Origin of the sequence: Psychrobacter sp. ANT_H59 (assembly GCF_008369225.1) — a bacterium.
GTDB classification, from domain to species: Bacteria; Pseudomonadota; Gammaproteobacteria; order Pseudomonadales; family Moraxellaceae; genus Psychrobacter; species Psychrobacter cryohalolentis.
The window spans coordinates 162,253-180,456 of record NZ_VOBE01000004.1 but is presented as its reverse complement, the minus strand read 5'-3'; the positions used below and the strand labels follow the sequence as shown (position 1 = coordinate 180,456).

The window sequence follows — 18,204 nt, the reverse complement described above, 5'->3', positions numbered from 1 at the left end:
AATAAAGCAAATGACTGATACCAAGGTATTGGACTCATTGCAATATAAGGAAACTAGGCATGGAAAGCCGTCACCAGACAACTGCGTACATAAAGCCTCTCAGTAGCAATTCGTTAAGCACTGAAGCTTCTACTCATCATTTAACTCAGAAGAAGCAACCTTACGTATCGCGCCAGCCAGATAATCATGGTCATATTCATTATAGTGACGATGAAAACGCGATGTGGCAAGCACTGCTTGAACGTCAAGCCAAGCAAATACCCAATCGTGCCAGTTCAGCCTATCTTGAGGGTTTAGAGAAACTCAAGTTACCAGCAACGCATATTCCACAACTACAAGATATTGATGAAGTATTGCAAGCCAGTACTGGTTGGCAAACCGCTGCTGTACCGGCGTTAATCAGCTTCGGTAAATTCTTCAAACTCTTAGCTGATAAACGCTTTCCGGTTGCGACCTTTATCCGCCGCTTTGATGATATGGACTATATCGAAGAGCCAGATATTTTTCATGAAATCGTCGGGCATTGTCCGCTGCTGACCCATCCTGCTTTTGCAACTTTTAATGAGACTTATGGCAAGCTTGGTCTCAATGCGACTAAGCAAGAACGTCTTTATTTAGCACGCCTGTATTGGTTCACCATCGAATTTGGTCTAATGGGCGCGACCAAAGAAACCCGCAAGATTTATGGTGGCGGCATTTTAAGCTCACCGTCTGAAACCATCTATGCCCTAAGCGATGATCCGGACTGTCGTGCGTTTGATTTGATTGACGTATTGCGCACGCCTTACCGTATTGATCAAATTCAGCCTATCTATTATGCAATTGACGATTTGGATACGTTATTTGATATCGTGAATAGCGACATTATGGGCGCTGTAAAAAAGGCGATGAGCTTAGGATTGTTTGAGCCAACATATGCTATTAAGACGGCTTAATAGATAGTGCATTTTTTATAAGTAGTAAAAGAACCAACGTCAACACGGACGTACATTCATTAAAAAACTAATAGTTAATATAAAAGGATATTATCATGACGACATTATCACAAGCCAGCTGTGAAGCCTGCCGTATTGGCGCACCGACAGTCAGCGACAGCGAAGCAACAGAGTTATTACAACAAATTCCAGAGTGGACGTTGATTGAAATCGATGGCATCAAGCAATTACAGCGCCGATATAAATTTAAGAACTTTGTCTTAGCAATGGCATTTGCCAATGAGCTTGCTGAGATTTCTGAGGCAGAAGGGCATCATCCGGGCATATTGGTAGAGTGGGGCAAGGCGACAGTCACTTGGTGGTCGCACAGTATTAAAGGTTTGCATCGCAATGATTTTGTCATGGCAGCCAAGACCGACAGCTTACTCACCAAATAATCAGAGTATCAATACTGCTAGCAACTGATTAAACTTGTCACCCTAAAATCAAACCCTGTTGCCAGACTCTACTGGCACTCTAAGGATGTGTGATGCCTCCAAAAATTTTAACCCAAATCTCACCGCAACTGGCATTTATGATTTCAGCCATTGTCATTGCTATCATGGGCGTTACCATGATTGGCTTTGGCTGGGTACCGCATTTATCATTAATCCTCACTATCTGTGTCCTGCTAGGCATTGGTATATTTAAAGGATTAAGTTTTGATGACATGCAAGCGCAAATGGCATCCGGCGTTATGCGCGGTATTGGTGCGATCTATTTATTCTTCTTTATCGGCTTGATGGTCGCCGCTTTGATGATGTCTGGTGCCATTCCAACACTAATGTATTTTGGTTTTGAGCTGATATCTCCGCAGTATTATTATATCTCCGCCTTTGTGTTGACCTCTATTATCGGTATTGCTCTGGGCAGTAGTTTGACGACTGCTGCGACGCTTGGCGTGGCTTTCATTGGTATGAGTGATGCCTTTGATGCTAACGTTGCGATAGCGGCAGGCGCTGTGGTATCAGGGGCATTTTTTGGTGATAAAATGTCGCCATTATCGGATACTTGTACCATTGCTTCAGCAGTTGTAGGCATCGATTTGTTCGAGCATATACGCAATATGATGTATACCACAGTGCCGGCATGGATATTGACGGTTATATTATTTTGGTTTTTCTCAGGACAGACGGCTGGCTCAGATTTAAGTCAAGTAACGGTGCTAAAAGGACAATTGATTGACAGTGGTTTGGTACATGGTTATGCGGTATTGCCATTTGTGGTCTTGATTGCGCTAGCTCTATTTCGAGTTAATGCCATTTACACCATTATTTGTACCATTGCTGTGGCAATTATCATTACTTATATGCATAGCACGCCAAACGTTGGGCAGTTGGGTGGTTATTTCTTTGCAGGTTATACACCCGCAGAGTCATTGGAGCTTGGTGAAGTGGGTGGTATGCTGTCGCGTGGCGGTGTGCAAAGTATGTTCTTTACTCAAGCCATCGTGATATTGGCGCTGAGTTTAGGCGGATTGTTGACGGCATTGGGTATCTTGCCAGCACTGTTATCTGGTATCAAAGACAATTTAACGACAGCAGGACGCGCCATTTTTGCCGCTGCCATGTCAGCACTCAGTATCAATGTCCTCATCGGTGAGCAGTATTTGAGTATTCTTTTATCGGGTACGGCATTTCGTCCGACGTTTGAGCGCTTGAACTTGCATCCAAAAAACCTATCGCGCACCATTGAAGATGCCGGTACAGTGATCAATCCACTTGTACCATGGAGTGTGTGCGGTGTGTTTATCAGCCAAGCGTTAGGTGTGCCAGTGCTTGATTATCTACCTTATGCATTCTTCTGTTATTTATCACTGCTACTGACGATATTGTTTGGCTTTACAGGGATAACGATTACGCGCAAAGATGGGTCTAGCGTCCGTAAGCATCAAAAAGCACAAGCAGTTAATTAAACAACAGCTACATAAACCCCTTTAAAGAATATTCATTCTTTAAAGGGGTTTTTTCGTAATAGGCTAATCATCTGCTCTAAAAAATCAGCGACATGCTTATGTAAGTTTTCTCGATAGGCCCAATGATGCTTGACCTCGTAACTTGCCTCATTGGGCAGTAGTATTTTCATCATCCCCATCTCTTCATAACGCTTTGCCAAATCATTGGGCAAGTAGCCGACATGATGACCCGCTAAAATTAATTGCGCGGTCGCCTCCATATGGTAAGTGGTGGCGCTTAACGTTTTTGGGCGGACATGATTGATACTCAAATCAGTAATATAGCCTCGTTTTATCCATGGATAGTTTTGTTCCAAACCCTCAAAGGTTAAACCTTCCGCCTCATAAAATAGCTGATGCTCACGTCCACAGCAAACCACTTGCTTTTCGATAAATGCTGGCTGGAAAGTTAATAGGGGTGGGAAGCTACCAAAATATCCCACGCCAATATCACTTTCATTACTTAAAAGCTTATCAAGCATACTCTCAGGGCTTTGCACATCGATAGAAAAATGTATCAATGGATTATTACGATAGCTTGCTGCTAAGCACTGACGTAACGCATCATAAAAAACCGTTGGCATCTGATCGATCAAACATAATCGAATATGACCGCCACGCACCGAATCTAATTGGCGAATATAATGCAGTTGATGCTGAAAGCTTGCCACCGCTTCGGTAAAACTTAAGCAAGCCTCGTAAACCGCGGCACCGTCTTCGGTGAGCTTAAAACCCGCGCGTCCACGATGACAGAGCGTCATACCCAAGCGGTCTTCTAAATGGGTCAAATGACCGCTGATGACAGAGGGTGTAACATTTAAGCGTGACTGCGCGGCGGTCACGCCTTGGCACTCTACGATGGCCATAAAGCTCCGCAGGGTTTTGATGTCAATTTTTATCAATTCATCTAGCATCGAAAGTCATGTCCCTGTATTCATTGTCTTAACCGATTTTTTTATAAAACTTCTATAAATAACGAATAAATCAAAGTTACTACGAAAAATTAGAAGTTTACTTCTAAATTTTACCATGGTCTCGCCTCTGATATTTAGGTATTGTCAGAGCCATAGAAAAAGTGACATAGACAAAAAGTAATATAGACAAATTGTCTGTTTTGACGAATCAATACAAGGATGTGAGTGATGAAATTCAATCAACCATTAAGTGGCAACGACATGCCAAGATTTGGCGGCTTTGCGTCTATGATGCGCCTGCCAACTCAGGCGGATGCTGAAGGACTGGATGTGGCATTCGTTGGGGTGCCTTTAGATATTGGCGCATCAAACCGTAGCGGTGCAAGATTGGGACCACGCCAGATTCGCGATGAGTCACGCATGATTCGCCCTTATAACGTCGCCACTCGCGCGGCTCCCTTTGAGTCTTTGCAGGTCGCTGACATTGGCGACGTGCCTATCAATACCTTTAACCTACTAAAAAGCGTCGATATTATTGAGAAATTCTATACTGATAAAATCGTCAGTCATGGCGCTATTCCACTAACGTTGGGCGGCGATCATACGATTGCACTGCCTATTTTGCGTGCGCTCGCCAAAAAACATGGCCCTGTTGGTATGGTGCATATCGATGCGCATGCTGATATCAATGATGAGATGTTTGGTGAAAAAATTGCCCATGGTACGCCATTCCGCCGTGCTGTCGAAGAAAACTTAATCGATGGTAATCGTGTGGTACAAATTGGCTTACGTGGTACGGGTTATAGTGCTGAAGAGTTTGATTGGTCAACCGAGCAAGGTTTTCGCGTAGTACCTGCTGAAGAATGTTGGTATAAATCACTGACACCATTAATGGCAGAAGTGCGCGAAAAATTAGGCGCTGGCCCTGTCTATTTAAGTTTCGATATCGATGGGATTGATCCTGCGTTTGCACCGGGTACGGGAACCGCTGAAATCGGTGGCTTGACGTCAACGCAAGGTATCGAAATCATTCGCGGTATGCGTGGCCTTGATGTAGTTGGTGGCGATTTAGTAGAAGTGTCACCGCCGTATGACCCGTTTGGTAACACCTCGGTACTAGCCGCGAACCTGCTATTTGAGATGCTATGTATCCTACCGGGCGTGCGCTATGACGATAAGGTTAAAGCCATTTATTGAAAATAATTTATAAACCCAAACTGCTCTTTACAAGGAATTAAAGGTCAGTTTGGGTTTAGCTTGGATTTGATACTGAACGACTTATTTAATTGCTATTGAATTTTTAGGATGATTAACTCATGACGCATTCTCTGCAAACGCCTTCTTCATTGCCAAATTCCGCGCCCGTTACCTCATCTCTAACCTGTGGTGAGCTACTCGTACAGTGGCTAGAGCATTACGGGGTGGAGACGGTATTTGGTATTCCGGGCGTACATACGGTCGAGCTATATCGTGGCCTGCCCAATACCGATATTCGCCACGTGACACCGCGTCACGAGCAAGGCGCAGGCTTTATGGCTGACGGCTATTACCGCGCTTCGGGCAAGATTGGCGTTTGCTTTATCATTACCGGTCCGGGCATGACCAATATTATGACTGCCATGGCGCAAGCATTGGCGGATTCTATACCGATGCTGGTGATCTCTAGTGTCAATAAAGTGGCAGATACGGGCAGCGGTGAGGGTCACTTGCATGAGCTGCATGATCAGCAAGGTATGGTCAGTAAGGTTACGCTTACGAGCAAAACCATCTGGAAGCCTGAGTCGTTACCCAAAGTCATCGCAGAAGCTTTTGCCTTATTCAATGGTGCACGTCCGGGGCCAGTGCATATCCAGCTGCCTATTGATGTGATTATCGCCGATGCCAGTCATGTCGCCAAGCCGCCTAAGCTAAATAAGCTAAATGCTTCTCTAAACAGCCAATCTGCTAATAATATTTTGGCGCAACTACAAGCAAACAAACCGCTACCTCATCCTGCGCAATTGGATTTGATTATTGAGCAGCTTAAAAGCGCAAAAAATCCAGTATTGCTCTATGGCGGTGGCTGCGTTGATGTTAATCATGACGCGCAAAAACTGGCAGAACTTATCGATGCGCCCACCTTTTTGACCATCAATGCCAAAGGTTTACTGCCACCTGCTCATCCGTTGAGTTTGGGTAGCAATCAGTCATTAGACGCCGGTCGCGCCGTCATTAGCGAGGCCGACTTAGTATTGGCGATCGGTACTGAGCTTGGCGAGACTGATTATGACGTTTTCTTTAATGGTGGGTTCCAAATCAATGGTACGCTGATTCGTATCGACTGCGATGCTCAGCAATTACAGCGTCCGTTTAGAGCAGATATTGCGCTATTGTCTGATGCGCAAATGGCCATTAGTGGTCTATGTACGCGCTTAGAAAATCAACCGCTGAATCATCAAGCCCTCGTGAGAGTAGCAAAAGTAAAGCAAGCGTTGATAGAAAAAATGACGCCAAATTTTGCTGGTCAAAACGCACTGCTACAGCTGATTCGAGATGAAGTAAAAGACGTCATTTTCGTTGGCGATTCAACCCAGCCTGTTTATAGTGGCAACCTTGGTTTTGAGGCTTTAGCCACGCGTCGATGGTTTAACTCATCGACTGGCTTTGGCACCTTGGGTTATGGTTTGCCTGCCGCGATTGGTGCCATGATTGGCTCAAAAGCGCCGGTTGTGAGTCTGATTGGCGATGGTGGCATTCAGTTTACCATCGCAGAATTAATCTGCGCCGCCGAGCTTGAGCTACCATTGATTGTCCTCCTTTGGAACAACCAAGGTTATGGTGAGATTCGCCGTTATATGGAGGAGGGCGGCTTGCCACTGATTGGGGTCAATATTAAAACCCCGAACTTTGAGCCATTAGCAGCAGGATTTGGCGCAGGTTATCGCAGAATTACAGCCAAACAGCAACTGCTCGACGCATTAAAAGAAGACATCAAAGGCACACAACCGATGATTTATGAAGTTGATGAAGCTGATGAATTTTTGACTGAAATGGGTAAGACGTTTATCTGCTTTAGCTAATGTACTAAAGCGTCATTTACACGAAAAATAACTAACAAAACGGCATTCAACTATTTGCTCAATTCGCTCAATCTATGGATAGATTGGATAGCGAAAGAAAGAAATTTGGCGATCGTCGCCTATCAAGGAGGATTAAATGACGAATTATATCGATAAGTCGCAGCAGCCCATATTAGGCAATCATGTTAGTGTGTCAGAGACCCCGCAAGGCGCACAGTGGCGCGCCGCAATGTGGAAGTTCTTGCTGTTTTCAGCATTGGGTATTGCGTTATTTATCATCCCGTTTCAATGGGACGGCAAGGTAACTATTTTATTGGGCGTACTGACCGATACCTTGCAAGCATTGATCGGAGGTTATGTTGTTTATGCTGCATTAGCGATTGTTACAGTCTCCTTTTTAGGGGCATTAGCGGTCAAAGTTTTGAAGCCTAATATGCCAGCAGATTCTATGCGCGCAAAGTTGTTTGATGTTGATTTGTTTTGGCTAGCCGCGTGGTTTTTAGGGGCGCTGTTTGTTTGGATGATTTACCTACAAATCGGACCTGAGTTTATTATCAACCGCAATACTGGCGGCGTGATTTTTGAAGACCTGATTCCGATTTTGATTCCTTTGTTCTTCTTTGCCATTTTATCATTGCCGTTTTTGACCGATTTTGGTTTGATGGAATTTTTGGGTACCTTGTCGAGTAAGGTGTTTGTCAAACTGTTCCGGTTGCCGGGTCGCTCAGCTGTCGATGCTATGTCTTCTTGGTTTGGCGCCGCATCTATCGGTTTGCTTGTCACCATGCAAGAGTACGATAAAAGCTACTACAGTCAGCGCGAAGCAGCCATTATCGCAACGACTTTTTCGGTCACCTCCATCGCTTTTACCTATGTGGTAGCCAAAACCATCGGCGTTGACAATAACTTTGTATATTTTTATCTGACCATTGCCTTAACGGGCTTTATTGCTGCCATTATCATGCCGCGCCTACCACCACTGTCGCTAAAGCCTGATACTTATCACTCTGGCAAAAGCATGCTTGATGAGGAGATTCCGGCTCAGTACACCACCTATCAATGGGCGCTCAACCGTGCAATTACGCGCGCGCACTCTATGCCAAGCTTGGGTAAAGTTTTTAAACACAGCTTAAAGAACTTGTTTGATATCTATTTTGGCTTAATTCCGGTGGTTTTTGCTATCGGTACCATCGGTCTTGGCTTAGCCGAGTACACGCCGGTATTTAATTGGTTGTCGTCACCGCTCGTACCAGTGCTTGAATTGCTGCAAATTCCAGAGGCTACTGAAGCGGCTCCAGCGATGATTATGGGCTTTGCCGATATGTATCTGCCTGCTTTGGTCGGTAAAAGTATCGAGAGTGAAATGACGCGCTTTATCGTTGGCGCAGCTTCTATTACCCAGATTATCTATATGTCTGAAGTCGGTGCGCTGATTTTAAAATCAAACATCAAGCTTAACGTGTTAGAGCTATTTATGATTTTTATTCTGCGCACGCTGATCAGTTTAGTGGTTATTACTACCGTGGCGCATCTGTTGTATTAAAAAATGTGCTTGTGCGTAATGCTATGCCAGCAGTCGGTTGTGCCTGATTAAAGGTAGCTATTGAAGCGGTAGACCGAGATGATGAGAAAGATACTTATGCATTATATGACCCAAATTTAGGAGAGGTGATTACTAAGACCAGACTGAGCACAAAAGCCCACGTAGATATGGCAGTGGATGTCGCTACTCAAGCCTATCAGTCTTACACCCGTTGATATCTATGCGCTTATTGTCCCGTGGAATTTTGCAATGGTAACCACTCTTGGAAATTAGCCCCTGCATTGGCTGCAGGCTGTACCATACTGTTAAAACCTTCTGAGGTGACATTAATCCAAGCAGGTCGTATTTAGATAAATGAGCAAGGCTTAGTATTGGCAGAAGCAGGCTGGGGCGGGTTTAAGCAAAGTGGTATTGGTCGAGAGTTGGGCGCAGGTGGTCTATCGGCTTATCAACAGAGCAAGCATGTCTTGTTACTGCAATAATGCTCAAAATCTGTACACAGAAAAGTCTCCAATAAGGAGGCTTTTTTAAGCCAATACAAAATCATGACAAGCAAGTGGGTTGCTGTGATAAATGCATTGTAAGCACAATTAAATCAAAAGAATGTCAAAACAATAAAACCGCTAAGATATTTCGATAGCGGTTTTATTGTCTATATTGTGAGCAGCTTAGTATTGAAAACTATGCGATATTAACCAAATACTTTCATGCGCTCTTCAACAGGCTTAAACGTTTTGTCGCCTGCAGGCTGTTCGATAGCACCAAATACCATTTGAGCGTTTAGCGTCCAGTCTTTGTCAATATTCCATGCTTCAGCAACTTTGTCATCGATAATAGGATTATAGTGTTGCAGATTTGCGCCAACGTCAATACTGGCCAAAGCCGTCCAAATAACATACTGATGCATCGCGTTGGTTTGATGTGCCCAAATGGGGAACTTATCCGCATATAACGGCGCGTTTTCTTGCATGCTTTTCACGACACTTTGATCTTCAAAGAACATGATTGTACCTGCACCCGCCTTAAAGCCCGCGATTTTGTCTTTTGTTGACTTAAACTTCTCTTCATCGCCAACGATTGCATGTAGCGTTTCTTCAGTGATATTCCACAGTTTCTGATGCTCTTCACCAAACAATACGACAACACGCGTCGATTGTGAGTTAAACGACGACGGCGTATGCAAGATTGCATGCTCAACCAACTTAACGACTTCGTCATTCGATACGGGCAATTGATTGCTCAACGCATAGATAGAACGGCGTTTTTCGGCAAGTTGTTGTAAGGTATTTAGGTCTGACATAGTATTTCTCCACAGGGTTAATATAAATTGATTCGAACTAATAAATGATCGGTACTATTAGTGGTTATATTCAGTATCTGCACTTCCAATAATTATCTTTTAGTATAGATAAATTAAAATGCGTTGAAGCGTCCATTAGCTCATTGGTACTTCCATTAGCAATACTTTAGCATCATCGATGACGTCCATCGTAAAGTTCTTAGTATCCCAAATACCAAGGCCATCGCGGGTATCCAAAGTGTTACCGTTTACCACGGCTTTACCGCTAATAACAAAGACATAAACACCATTGTTAGGATCTTTTAGCTCATAAGTTTGGGTGATACCTTTATCAAAATCGCCCATGCTAAACCAAGCATCTTGATGAATCCATACCCCTGCGTCGTCCGCATTGGGTGACAATACTTGATTGAACTCGTTTGGCTTTAGGATATCGTCCATACGAACTTGCTGATAACGAGGCTCAACGTTCATTTTATTTGGGATGACCCAAATCTGTAAGAACTTCACCTCTTCTTTGTCATCGCCATTCATTTCACTGTGCGTGATACCAGTACCCGCTGACATGACTTGGATTTCACCGGTTTCGATAATGCCATTATTACCGATGTTATCGCCGTGACCGAGCTTACCTGATAAAGGAATACTGATAATTTCCATATCGCGGTGTGAGTGCTTACCAAAGCCTTGACCACCAATGACGAAGTCATCATTGATGACGCGTAGCGCACCAAAACCCATACGTTCTGGATTATGATAGTTAGCAAAGCTAAAAGTGTGCTTGCTTTTTAGCCAGCCATGATTGGCATTGCCACGAGAGTCTGCTGCATGATAGATCGTTTTCATAATTTATCCTTAGATATTAATAGGTTAAATGTCTATAAATTTATTATTAATTAACTTATTTAAACAATGGGTCTATTATAATTGTTGTCCTCTAATAGATAAACAACGTTAACTGCAATTAAATATTCTTTTTTTTAGAACAATTGGATGGCAGAGATAGCGCCACATATTCATAGTGGAACCATGGACTCTATAACAGGGTCAGTTGCATAAACGGTTGCTATAAGCCCAAAAAGCCCAGACTATTAAGTTAATAACGACTAAGACGATTGTTATTAAGCCCAAAAATCCATTACGCAATATGTTGTAAAAAGTCTCTATCACGCGCCCTAACTGATAGATACAGCACGGGCAAAACAAATAAGCCTACTGCCCAAAAACTTAGCTGCATATATAACAACGCACCCACTAATGCACCTACTAAAAAGCTAGATACCAATACTGAGCTGTGTGCCAGTTTTTTGCGATTGTCGGCTGTGCGATTGACCAAGTAATCGGTCAGATTGATACCCAGTTGCGTAGTATTACCCGTCATCAATACTGTCGGACTCATATGCTTAATCACCGTTTTACTAGCGGTATTACGAATCGCCAGCGCAATTAAGCCTAATCCACCCGTTATCGCCACGGTTATATCACCAGCATCGACAAAAGGCTGATAGTACAAACCGGCGATCATAAAAGCGGTCAGAAAAAATGCTTCCGCTAAGAATAAATGGCTCAGCGTTAGCTGTTTATTTTTACTATGGTCAATAAATATCTTGGTCACCATGACCGTCAAAATAAATAACGGTAAAGCGGCAAGTTTAATCCATAGACCGGCTTCACCTTTCACCAAGCCACTGCCCGCCATCACTAAGTTACCCGTGACATGTGCGGTGAAGAAACCAAACAAGGTGATAAAACCAATGGTATCAATGGCACCGCCAACCACTGTCAATAACACAGGCGTTTGATGACGCTGCCAAAAATTTGGTAAGTTATCATTAGGTGGGGTGTGAGCGTTAGTTGTCATGATAAGGAGCTGTCATAAGTATAAGTGAGTATAAATACACGTTTAACCATCGTTTTCTTACTTTTAGTTATAGGCAATTATCTACGCGTGTTGCTGTGATCAATCGAATAAGCGCCTGCACCATGAGCAAAAATCATCAAGAAACCACCTGCTATCGCGATGTTTTTCATAAAAGGGTTCATTTGTGATTCATCAATCCAGAACTGATGGAAAAGCAGTGCTGATATGATGTTAAAACCCACGAACAATAACGCAATCAGGCGTGCTTTAAAACCAAGCAAAATAGCAATGCCACCAAATAACTCAAGGGCAATCACCAACGGTAATAGCATACCAGGTACGCCCATCGACTCCATATAACCTTGAGTAGCAGCGTAGCCTGTGATTTTGGTAAAGCCTGAAAAGATAAAAATCATTGATAAAAATAGCCGACCAATTGGGGCGCTAAGCTCTTGTAATTTATCCACAGTAATTCTCCAAAAATGTCACAATGTGGATCTAAATCGTTTATATGTCGCTAAGTAATGATTATATTTTAATTGTTGACCACGTATAGATAAACCGTGATAATCGCAAATAACAGTTCTTATTTAGAGAACAGTCAAGGAGCATCTTATATGGGACAATTAGAAGACATGGCAATGTTTGTACGCATTGTTGAAGCCGGTAGCATCACAAAAGCCGCTGAGCAATTAAATATTGCCAAATCAGCCGTTAGCCGTCGTCTCAAGGATTTAGAGACGCGCTTGGGTAGTCAACTTATTAGCCGAACCACGCGCCAATCCAACTTAACTCAAGCCGGTGAGCAGTATTACCAAAAGGTGAACAATATACTGAGCGAAGTTGACGCCCTAAACGAAGAAACCAGTGGTGCGCCCACGCGTATCGAGGGCACCTTAAAAGTAACCGCGCCATTGTCATTTGGCTTGATGCATCTAAATGATGTCATTGATGAATATGCCAATCAGCATCCCAATTTGAACTTTGAGCTCGATTTCTCTGATCGGCATACAGATTTGGTTGAAGAAGGGTTTGAGTTGGGGATTCGTATTAGAGAACTGCAGGATTCGAGCTATCAAGCCAAACGTCTGGCGCTGATTCGCTATACCTTATGTGCCAGCCCTGAATATTTGAGTAAAATGGGCACACCAACCACCCTAGAAGATTTTGCCAAGCATGAGTTTTTACAATACGGTTTAAACAAATCCAGCACGATAGAGCTCATAAATGAGCAAGGTAAAAAGCACCAAGTCGCTATCAACTCAAAGATAAAGGTCAATAATGGCGACTTTTTACGAGAAATGGCGGTAAAAGGTCATGGAATCGCTTTTTTGCCCAATTTTATTACTTACAAAACCTTAGCCAGTGGTGCACTTGTGCCCATCATGCAGCAGTATCAATTGCCGACTTTAAATGCTTATGCTGTTTATCCCAAAAACCGTTTCTTATCGCAGCGCTGCCGTTATCTAATCGATTTTATCGCTGAGCGTTTTGGCGATGATCCTTATTGGGATCGTTTTTAACTTTGTTTATGCGTTGGTGTTTGTTTTGGCTAAGTTTGTAATGCCTGTGTAGATTCGCTTAGAGCAACTTAATAGGTGTTAAATACTTGCCAATGGCACTGACAACGACTGCTCTTAACTAAAAGAGTAATTATTAGTGGTTATTTTGATGCCTCAAAATGCCTGAATAAAGATAATTAAAAATAACAATGCAAATAATGTTTTAGGTTCATATGCGGTGTCTTATTGCTATCACCGCGATAACTATTACATCCCGTCAAACCTTCTTTGCAAAATTGCAAGACTTCCTCTTTAGTCAAACTTAGATCCGCTTTAACGACAAAGATTTTTTATAGCCTTTTGTGTGCATGGTGTCGATACCGCTGCTGCTGATATTTTTAATGTTGGTATCATGAACGATTTTTTCCAGCATAAACCTTCTTTGGTTTTTGACGACTAACTTTAACATAGCGTCGTGACTATGTCATTTTACTGCCAGCCTAATGTTACACCATGCTCATCTTGGTGCGCAAATAAAGGGTGCGCGCGCGCTTCCTCTAGTGTAAGAACTGGTGTAACGCACACATCTGCCGATTCAAAAACTTGCTGCCAGTGAGCAAGACCATAGCTGGCAAAGGTATCAGCGACCAATTGCGCCGCTTCTTGGCTGTCTCTGGTATTGGGCATGACACCCATTTGCCAATGCTTAGTTTTGAGCTCAGGTAATTCTAATACGTCACATAAACCTTGCCAAAACTTTAGCTCTAAAGAGCCGACTGCCATATGACGATCATCTGCTGTTTTGTACAAACGATAGCAGGGTAGTAGACCACCTAAAAAATCATGCTCCGGCTTTGGGTTTTTACCAGAGAAGCTTGCAACCAACTTACCAGTTGCTTTTGGCATGACCAGATGCTGATACAAGCTATGGGTCATACTGACCGCAACGTGACGACCTTTACCCGTGCGCTGTGCTGAAAACACAGCGGCCAAAAGGGTAATGACTGCCGTATCACTGCCGCCTGCCAAATCTGCAAACTGGATATTAGGCATTGCTTGATCACCATCTGCGGTTTTGAGCTGATTAAGCACGCCGCTCATCGCCATAAAGTTGATGTCATGACCAGCTTTATTAGCCCAATCATGGGTAATGCTCTCGCCATCAACAACGCCATAACCCGTAATCGATACCATGACCAGCTTTGGATTAATAGCATGCAGGGTCTTAGCGTCCAGCCCCATACCTTCAAGCACTTCTGGGCGAAAACTATCAAGCATCACATCGGCATCTTTAAGATGCGTTTTGATTGTTTCAATACCTGCTGGATCACGAAAATTAACTTTTTGAACTTCTTTACCGTGGTTTAAGGAAGTAAACAGCTCGCCAAAGGCGCGGGCTGGATCGCCATTAAGCGGTTCAATCTTAATAACATCCGCGCCCAAGTCAGCAAGCAGTCGCGTGGCAAATGGTCCTGGGAGGTTGCGCGTCAAATCAACAACGCGCAACCCCGCTAGGCAGTTTTTCATAGTATCAGCTTGATTAGCCATCAACAAACTCCTCACCACTTGAAGCCATATCCATTAATATTTGAGCCGGTTCAAACCGCTTGCCATATTTGCTAGCAAGCTCGCGGCTACGTTCAACAAATTTATCAACGCCTACTGAGTTGACGAACTGTAATGTACCACCTTGGTTTGGTGCAAAGCCCCAACCGAAGATTGAACCTACGTTTGCATCAGCCACAGTACGTACAACATTTTCCTCGAAACACTTCGCGGTCTCATTAGCTTGCACGTAAAGTAAGCGGTCTACCAAGTCTTGCTGAGACGGCTGCTCATCTGTCGTTGGGTACAGTTCAGTTAGCTCAGGCCATAGATGCTTCTCGCTATTTTGCGGATAGTCATAGAAGCCTTTAGCAACCTTTTTACCTTCACGGCCAAGTTCTTTGACCATTTTTTCTACCACTGGCATGGCTGGATGCGGTGTAAAGGTTTTGCCTTGCGCTTCTAAGGCACGCTTGGTTTGCTGCATGACATGTAATGATAGGCTTAGTGACACCTCATCTTGCAGTGCGAGTGGCGGCATCGGCATACCAGATTTCATACCAGCCACTTCAATACTACGAGGATGAATACCTTCACTTAACATGGCAATACCTTCTGAGACATAAGTACCAAAGACGCGAGAAGTGTAGAAGCCTCGGCTGTCATTGACAACGATAGGTGTCTTACCGATTTGACCGACATAATCAAAACCTTTAGCCAAAGTGGCATCATCGGTTTCTTCGCCCACGATAATCTCAACCAATGGCATTTTATCTACTGGCGAGAAGAAATGTAGACCGATGAACTGGTTTGGACGCTTGCTGGCTTTGGCAAGTTCAGTGATAGGCAAGGTTGACGTGTTTGACGCATAAACGGCATCTTCTGGAATTACTGCTTCAGCATTACGCGTGCATTCAGCTTTGATGTCTACATCTTCGAATACCGCTTCGATAATTAAATCACAGCCTTCTAAATCGTCGTAAGACGTTGTGGTTTTAATAAGGTCTAACAGTGCTTGTTTTTTCTCTTCCGTTGAACGACCACGGCTGATAGCCTTGTCGAGCAACTTAGCAGAATAGTTTTTGCCTTTTTCAGCGCCTTCGATAGCCGTATCTAACAGCACCACTTCCATACCCGCTTTAGCTGAGACGTAAGCGATACCCGCACCCATCATGCCAGCACCAAGTATGCCGACTTTGCTTACTTTAGAACGCTCAAACCCTTCTGGGCGTGACTGACCTTTTTTAATACTATTTAACTGTGTCCAAAGCGTATTTATCATATTTTTGGACGCGTCTGATAATACACAAGCGACAAAAAAGCGTGATTCGATTTTAAGACCGTTATCGATATCGGTTAGGCAGCCTTCAAAGACACTAGATAAGATATGGGTGATTGCCGGATAATTGCCGTGCGACTTTTGATTTGCCATCGCAGGCGCAACCGAAAATACTTGTACTACTTTAGGATGTTTGCTGTCGCCACCCGGGATTTTAAAGCCTTTTTTGTCCCAAGGTTGCTGAGCTTTTGGATTGTCATTAATCCACGCTTTAGCCTTACTGATAAGCTCATCATTGTCATGAGCCACGTCATCGATAAGACCAATGTCAATCGCTTGCTGTGCGCTAAGCGCTTTGCCTTGCGTCATCAGCTCAAGTGCTTTTTGAATACCAATCAAACGTGGCAGACGCTGAGTACCGCCACCACCAGGTAATAGACCAAGCTTGACTTCAGGTAAACCCAGCTTGGTTTTAGACGAGGTCTTTGAAGAATCAATAGCGATACGATAATGACAGGCTAAAGCAAGCTCTAAACCGCCACCTAGTGCCGTACCAGTAATGGCAGCAATCACTGGCTTACCTGAATTTTCAAGTTTACGCAGGCTAGTTTTTAAGTCCTCAACCAAGTCAAACGCTTGCTCAGCAGTTTCAATAGTGGCCAGTTGGTTAATATCTGCGCCAACTACAAAGGTTGATTTACCAGACGTTAAAATCAAACCTTTTGCTTCTTGGTCGTTGACAAAAGCATCAGTCAATGTGGCAAAGGCGTCATTAAAGCCATCACCGATGACATTCATTTTACGATCTACTTGATCGATAGTAACCGTAATAATACCGTTGTCTGATTCTGCTGAAAAACTGTTTAATTCATTAATGGCATTTACGCTGTTTGTGTTCATTCGATATCCTTATTTTCTATGCGTAGGTTTGTCCATATATAGGTAATATTTGAGGCTTAAACACGCTCAATGATGGTAGCAATACCCATACCACCGCCGACACAAAGGGTAATCATTGCTGTTTTTAGATCGCGGCGCTCAAGCTCATCAAGCACCGTGGTCAGCAGCATTGCGCCTGTCGCACCCAGTGGGTGACCCATAGCGATAGCGCCACCATTGACATTGACGATATCAAGCGAGAGACCAAAGTCATCAGCGGTATTAAGCGGCACAGCAGCAAATGCTTCGTTGATTTCCCAAAGGTCGATATCAGCAGCAGTCATACCGGCTTTAGCCAGTGCTTTTTTACAAGCAGGGGTAGGGCCAGTCAACATGATGGTTGGCTCTGAGCCAATCACAGACGCCATGGTGATTTTAGCGCGTGGCTTAAGACCTGCTTTTTCGCCAGCAGCTTTACTACCCACAAGACACAATGCTGAACCATCAACGATACCCGATGAGTTACCAGCGTGGTGCACATGGTTAACGTTTTCAATAGTGGTGTATTTATCAAGAATAACGCCATCGAAGCCCATTTTGCCTGGCATTATAAATGATGGGTTTAGGCCTGCTAACGTTTCCACTGAAGTGTTTGGACGAATGGTTTCGTCTTTGTCTAATAGTAATAAACCGTTTAAATCTTTTACAGGAACCACTGATTTATCGTAGTAGCCTTTTTCCCATGCAGCCGCTGCTCTTCTGTGTGACTCTGAGGCAAACTCGTCAACGTCTTTACGACTAAAACCTTTTAAGGTAGCAATAGTATCAGCGCCAACCCCTTGAGGTACGAACTGAACGGCATCGTTTACTCGTGGATCCATATACCAAGCGCCGCCATCCATACCCATTGGTACACGGCTCATTGACTCAACACCACCGGCAACGACTAAGTCCTCCATGCCAGACATGACTTTGGTTGCCGCAAGGTTAATGGATTCTAAACCAGACGCACAAAAGCGTGACAGCGTTAACCCTGCCACGCTCTCATGCCAATCAGCGTCGATAACGGCGATACGTGCGATATCAGAACCCTGCTCACCGACTGGTGTCACACAGCCTAAAATGACGTCATCTACCAAACTGGTATCTAAATTATGGCGTTGTTGCATCTCTTTTAGTAGCGTGCGTACAAGCCAGATAGGTGACGCCTGATGGAGGGAGCCATCTTTTTTACCTTTGCCGCGTGGGGTGCGGATAGCATCATAAATATAAGCGATCTCAATCATAATAAATCCCTTTAATATTTCATTATTTAAGAACATTTGGCTTAATAATATTCGTATATTGGCTGGCATGTATTTATTTGCATGTAGCGGTTTTCATAAAGCGGCTTG

Annotated in this window: 17 protein-coding genes; 9 read left to right on the top strand and 8 right to left on the bottom strand. The window is 43.7% G+C overall.

What is annotated here, in order from left to right; translation table 11 throughout:
- The first annotated feature begins 59 nt into the window (after nt 1-59).
- The 3 genes from phhA to nhaC all read left to right on the top strand — a co-directional run bounded on the left by phhA (nt 60) and on the right by nhaC (nt 2,889).
- Complete coding sequence (phhA, locus tag FQ083_RS08350) at nt 60-935, top strand: phenylalanine 4-monooxygenase (protein WP_011513883.1); 876 nt, start codon at nt 60-62, stop codon at nt 933-935.
- Between the two features lie 95 nt (nt 936-1,030).
- Nucleotides 1,031-1,372, top strand: coding sequence for a 4a-hydroxytetrahydrobiopterin dehydratase (locus FQ083_RS08345; RefSeq protein WP_149409530.1), 342 nt, complete (start codon nt 1,031-1,033; stop codon nt 1,370-1,372).
- A gap of 92 nt (nt 1,373-1,464) precedes the next feature.
- Nucleotides 1,465-2,889, top strand: a complete 1,425-nt coding sequence (gene nhaC / locus FQ083_RS08340) for a Na+/H+ antiporter NhaC (protein WP_149409529.1) — start codon at nt 1,465-1,467, stop codon at nt 2,887-2,889.
- 32 nt (nt 2,890-2,921) lie between these two features.
- Here the strand turns inward: nhaC and FQ083_RS08335 are convergent, their stop codons facing one another.
- On the bottom strand, nt 2,922-3,842 hold the full coding sequence (locus FQ083_RS08335) for a LysR family transcriptional regulator (RefSeq protein WP_149409528.1): 921 nt from the start codon (nt 3,840-3,842) through the stop codon (nt 2,922-2,924).
- A gap of 228 nt (nt 3,843-4,070) precedes the next feature.
- On the opposite strand from FQ083_RS08335, the gene speB reads away from it, so the two are divergent.
- The 5 genes from speB (at nt 4,071) to FQ083_RS08310 (ending at nt 8,926) form a co-directional block, all read left to right on the top strand.
- Nucleotides 4,071-5,039: an agmatinase gene (gene speB, locus FQ083_RS08330; protein WP_011513879.1), complete on the top strand. Its 969-nt coding sequence runs from the start codon at nt 4,071-4,073 to the stop codon at nt 5,037-5,039.
- Between the two features lie 119 nt (nt 5,040-5,158).
- Nucleotides 5,159-6,901, top strand: a complete 1,743-nt coding sequence (locus FQ083_RS08325) for a 5-guanidino-2-oxopentanoate decarboxylase (protein WP_149409527.1) — start codon at nt 5,159-5,161, stop codon at nt 6,899-6,901.
- Between the two features lie 136 nt (nt 6,902-7,037).
- Nucleotides 7,038-8,444 (top strand): YjiH family protein, encoded by a 1,407-nt coding sequence (locus FQ083_RS08320; RefSeq protein WP_149409526.1) that lies wholly within the window; start codon nt 7,038-7,040, stop codon nt 8,442-8,444.
- Between the two features lie 236 nt (nt 8,445-8,680).
- Complete coding sequence (locus FQ083_RS12940) at nt 8,681-8,794, top strand: aldehyde dehydrogenase family protein (protein ID WP_410477361.1); 114 nt, start codon at nt 8,681-8,683, stop codon at nt 8,792-8,794.
- On the top strand, nt 8,795-8,926 hold the full coding sequence (locus tag FQ083_RS08310; protein WP_149409525.1) for an aldehyde dehydrogenase family protein: 132 nt from the start codon (nt 8,795-8,797) through the stop codon (nt 8,924-8,926).
- A 209-nt stretch (nt 8,927-9,135) separates the two neighbouring features.
- On the opposite strand, the gene FQ083_RS08305 is transcribed toward FQ083_RS08310, so the two are convergent.
- From FQ083_RS08305 to FQ083_RS08290, 4 genes are all read right to left on the bottom strand, one after another.
- Nucleotides 9,136-9,744 (bottom strand): nitroreductase family protein, encoded by a 609-nt coding sequence (locus FQ083_RS08305; RefSeq protein ID WP_149409524.1) that lies wholly within the window; start codon nt 9,742-9,744, stop codon nt 9,136-9,138.
- Between the two features lie 135 nt (nt 9,745-9,879).
- Complete coding sequence (locus FQ083_RS08300; protein WP_149409523.1) at nt 9,880-10,590, bottom strand: pirin family protein; 711 nt, start codon at nt 10,588-10,590, stop codon at nt 9,880-9,882.
- Between the two features lie 292 nt (nt 10,591-10,882).
- Nucleotides 10,883-11,605, bottom strand: a complete 723-nt coding sequence (locus tag FQ083_RS08295; protein WP_149409522.1) for a YoaK family protein — start codon at nt 11,603-11,605, stop codon at nt 10,883-10,885.
- A gap of 77 nt (nt 11,606-11,682) precedes the next feature.
- Nucleotides 11,683-12,072 carry a DoxX family protein gene (locus FQ083_RS08290; protein WP_011513873.1) on the bottom strand — a complete coding sequence of 130 codons (390 nt, stop codon included), beginning with the start codon at nt 12,070-12,072 and terminating at the stop codon, nt 11,683-11,685.
- Nucleotides 12,073-12,222: 150 nt separating this feature from the next.
- Here FQ083_RS08290 and FQ083_RS08285 point away from each other — a divergent pair, with 150 nt between their 5' ends.
- Complete coding sequence (locus FQ083_RS08285; RefSeq protein WP_149409521.1) at nt 12,223-13,128, top strand: LysR family transcriptional regulator; 906 nt, start codon at nt 12,223-12,225, stop codon at nt 13,126-13,128.
- Between the two features lie 468 nt (nt 13,129-13,596).
- Here the strand turns inward: FQ083_RS08285 and FQ083_RS08280 are convergent, their stop codons facing one another.
- From FQ083_RS08280 to FQ083_RS08270, 3 genes are read right to left on the bottom strand one after another with little or no spacing between them, the layout of a single operon-like run.
- Complete coding sequence (locus FQ083_RS08280) at nt 13,597-14,655, bottom strand: CaiB/BaiF CoA transferase family protein (RefSeq protein ID WP_149409520.1); 1,059 nt, start codon at nt 14,653-14,655, stop codon at nt 13,597-13,599.
- Complete coding sequence (locus tag FQ083_RS08275) at nt 14,648-16,831, bottom strand: 3-hydroxyacyl-CoA dehydrogenase NAD-binding domain-containing protein (protein WP_149409519.1); 2,184 nt, start codon at nt 16,829-16,831, stop codon at nt 14,648-14,650. The genes FQ083_RS08280 and FQ083_RS08275 overlap by 8 nt, the downstream gene beginning before the upstream one ends.
- 56 nt (nt 16,832-16,887) lie before the next feature.
- Nucleotides 16,888-18,093 (bottom strand): acetyl-CoA C-acetyltransferase, encoded by a 1,206-nt coding sequence (locus FQ083_RS08270; RefSeq protein ID WP_223145233.1) that lies wholly within the window; start codon nt 18,091-18,093, stop codon nt 16,888-16,890.
- Nucleotides 18,094-18,204 lie beyond the last annotated feature (111 nt).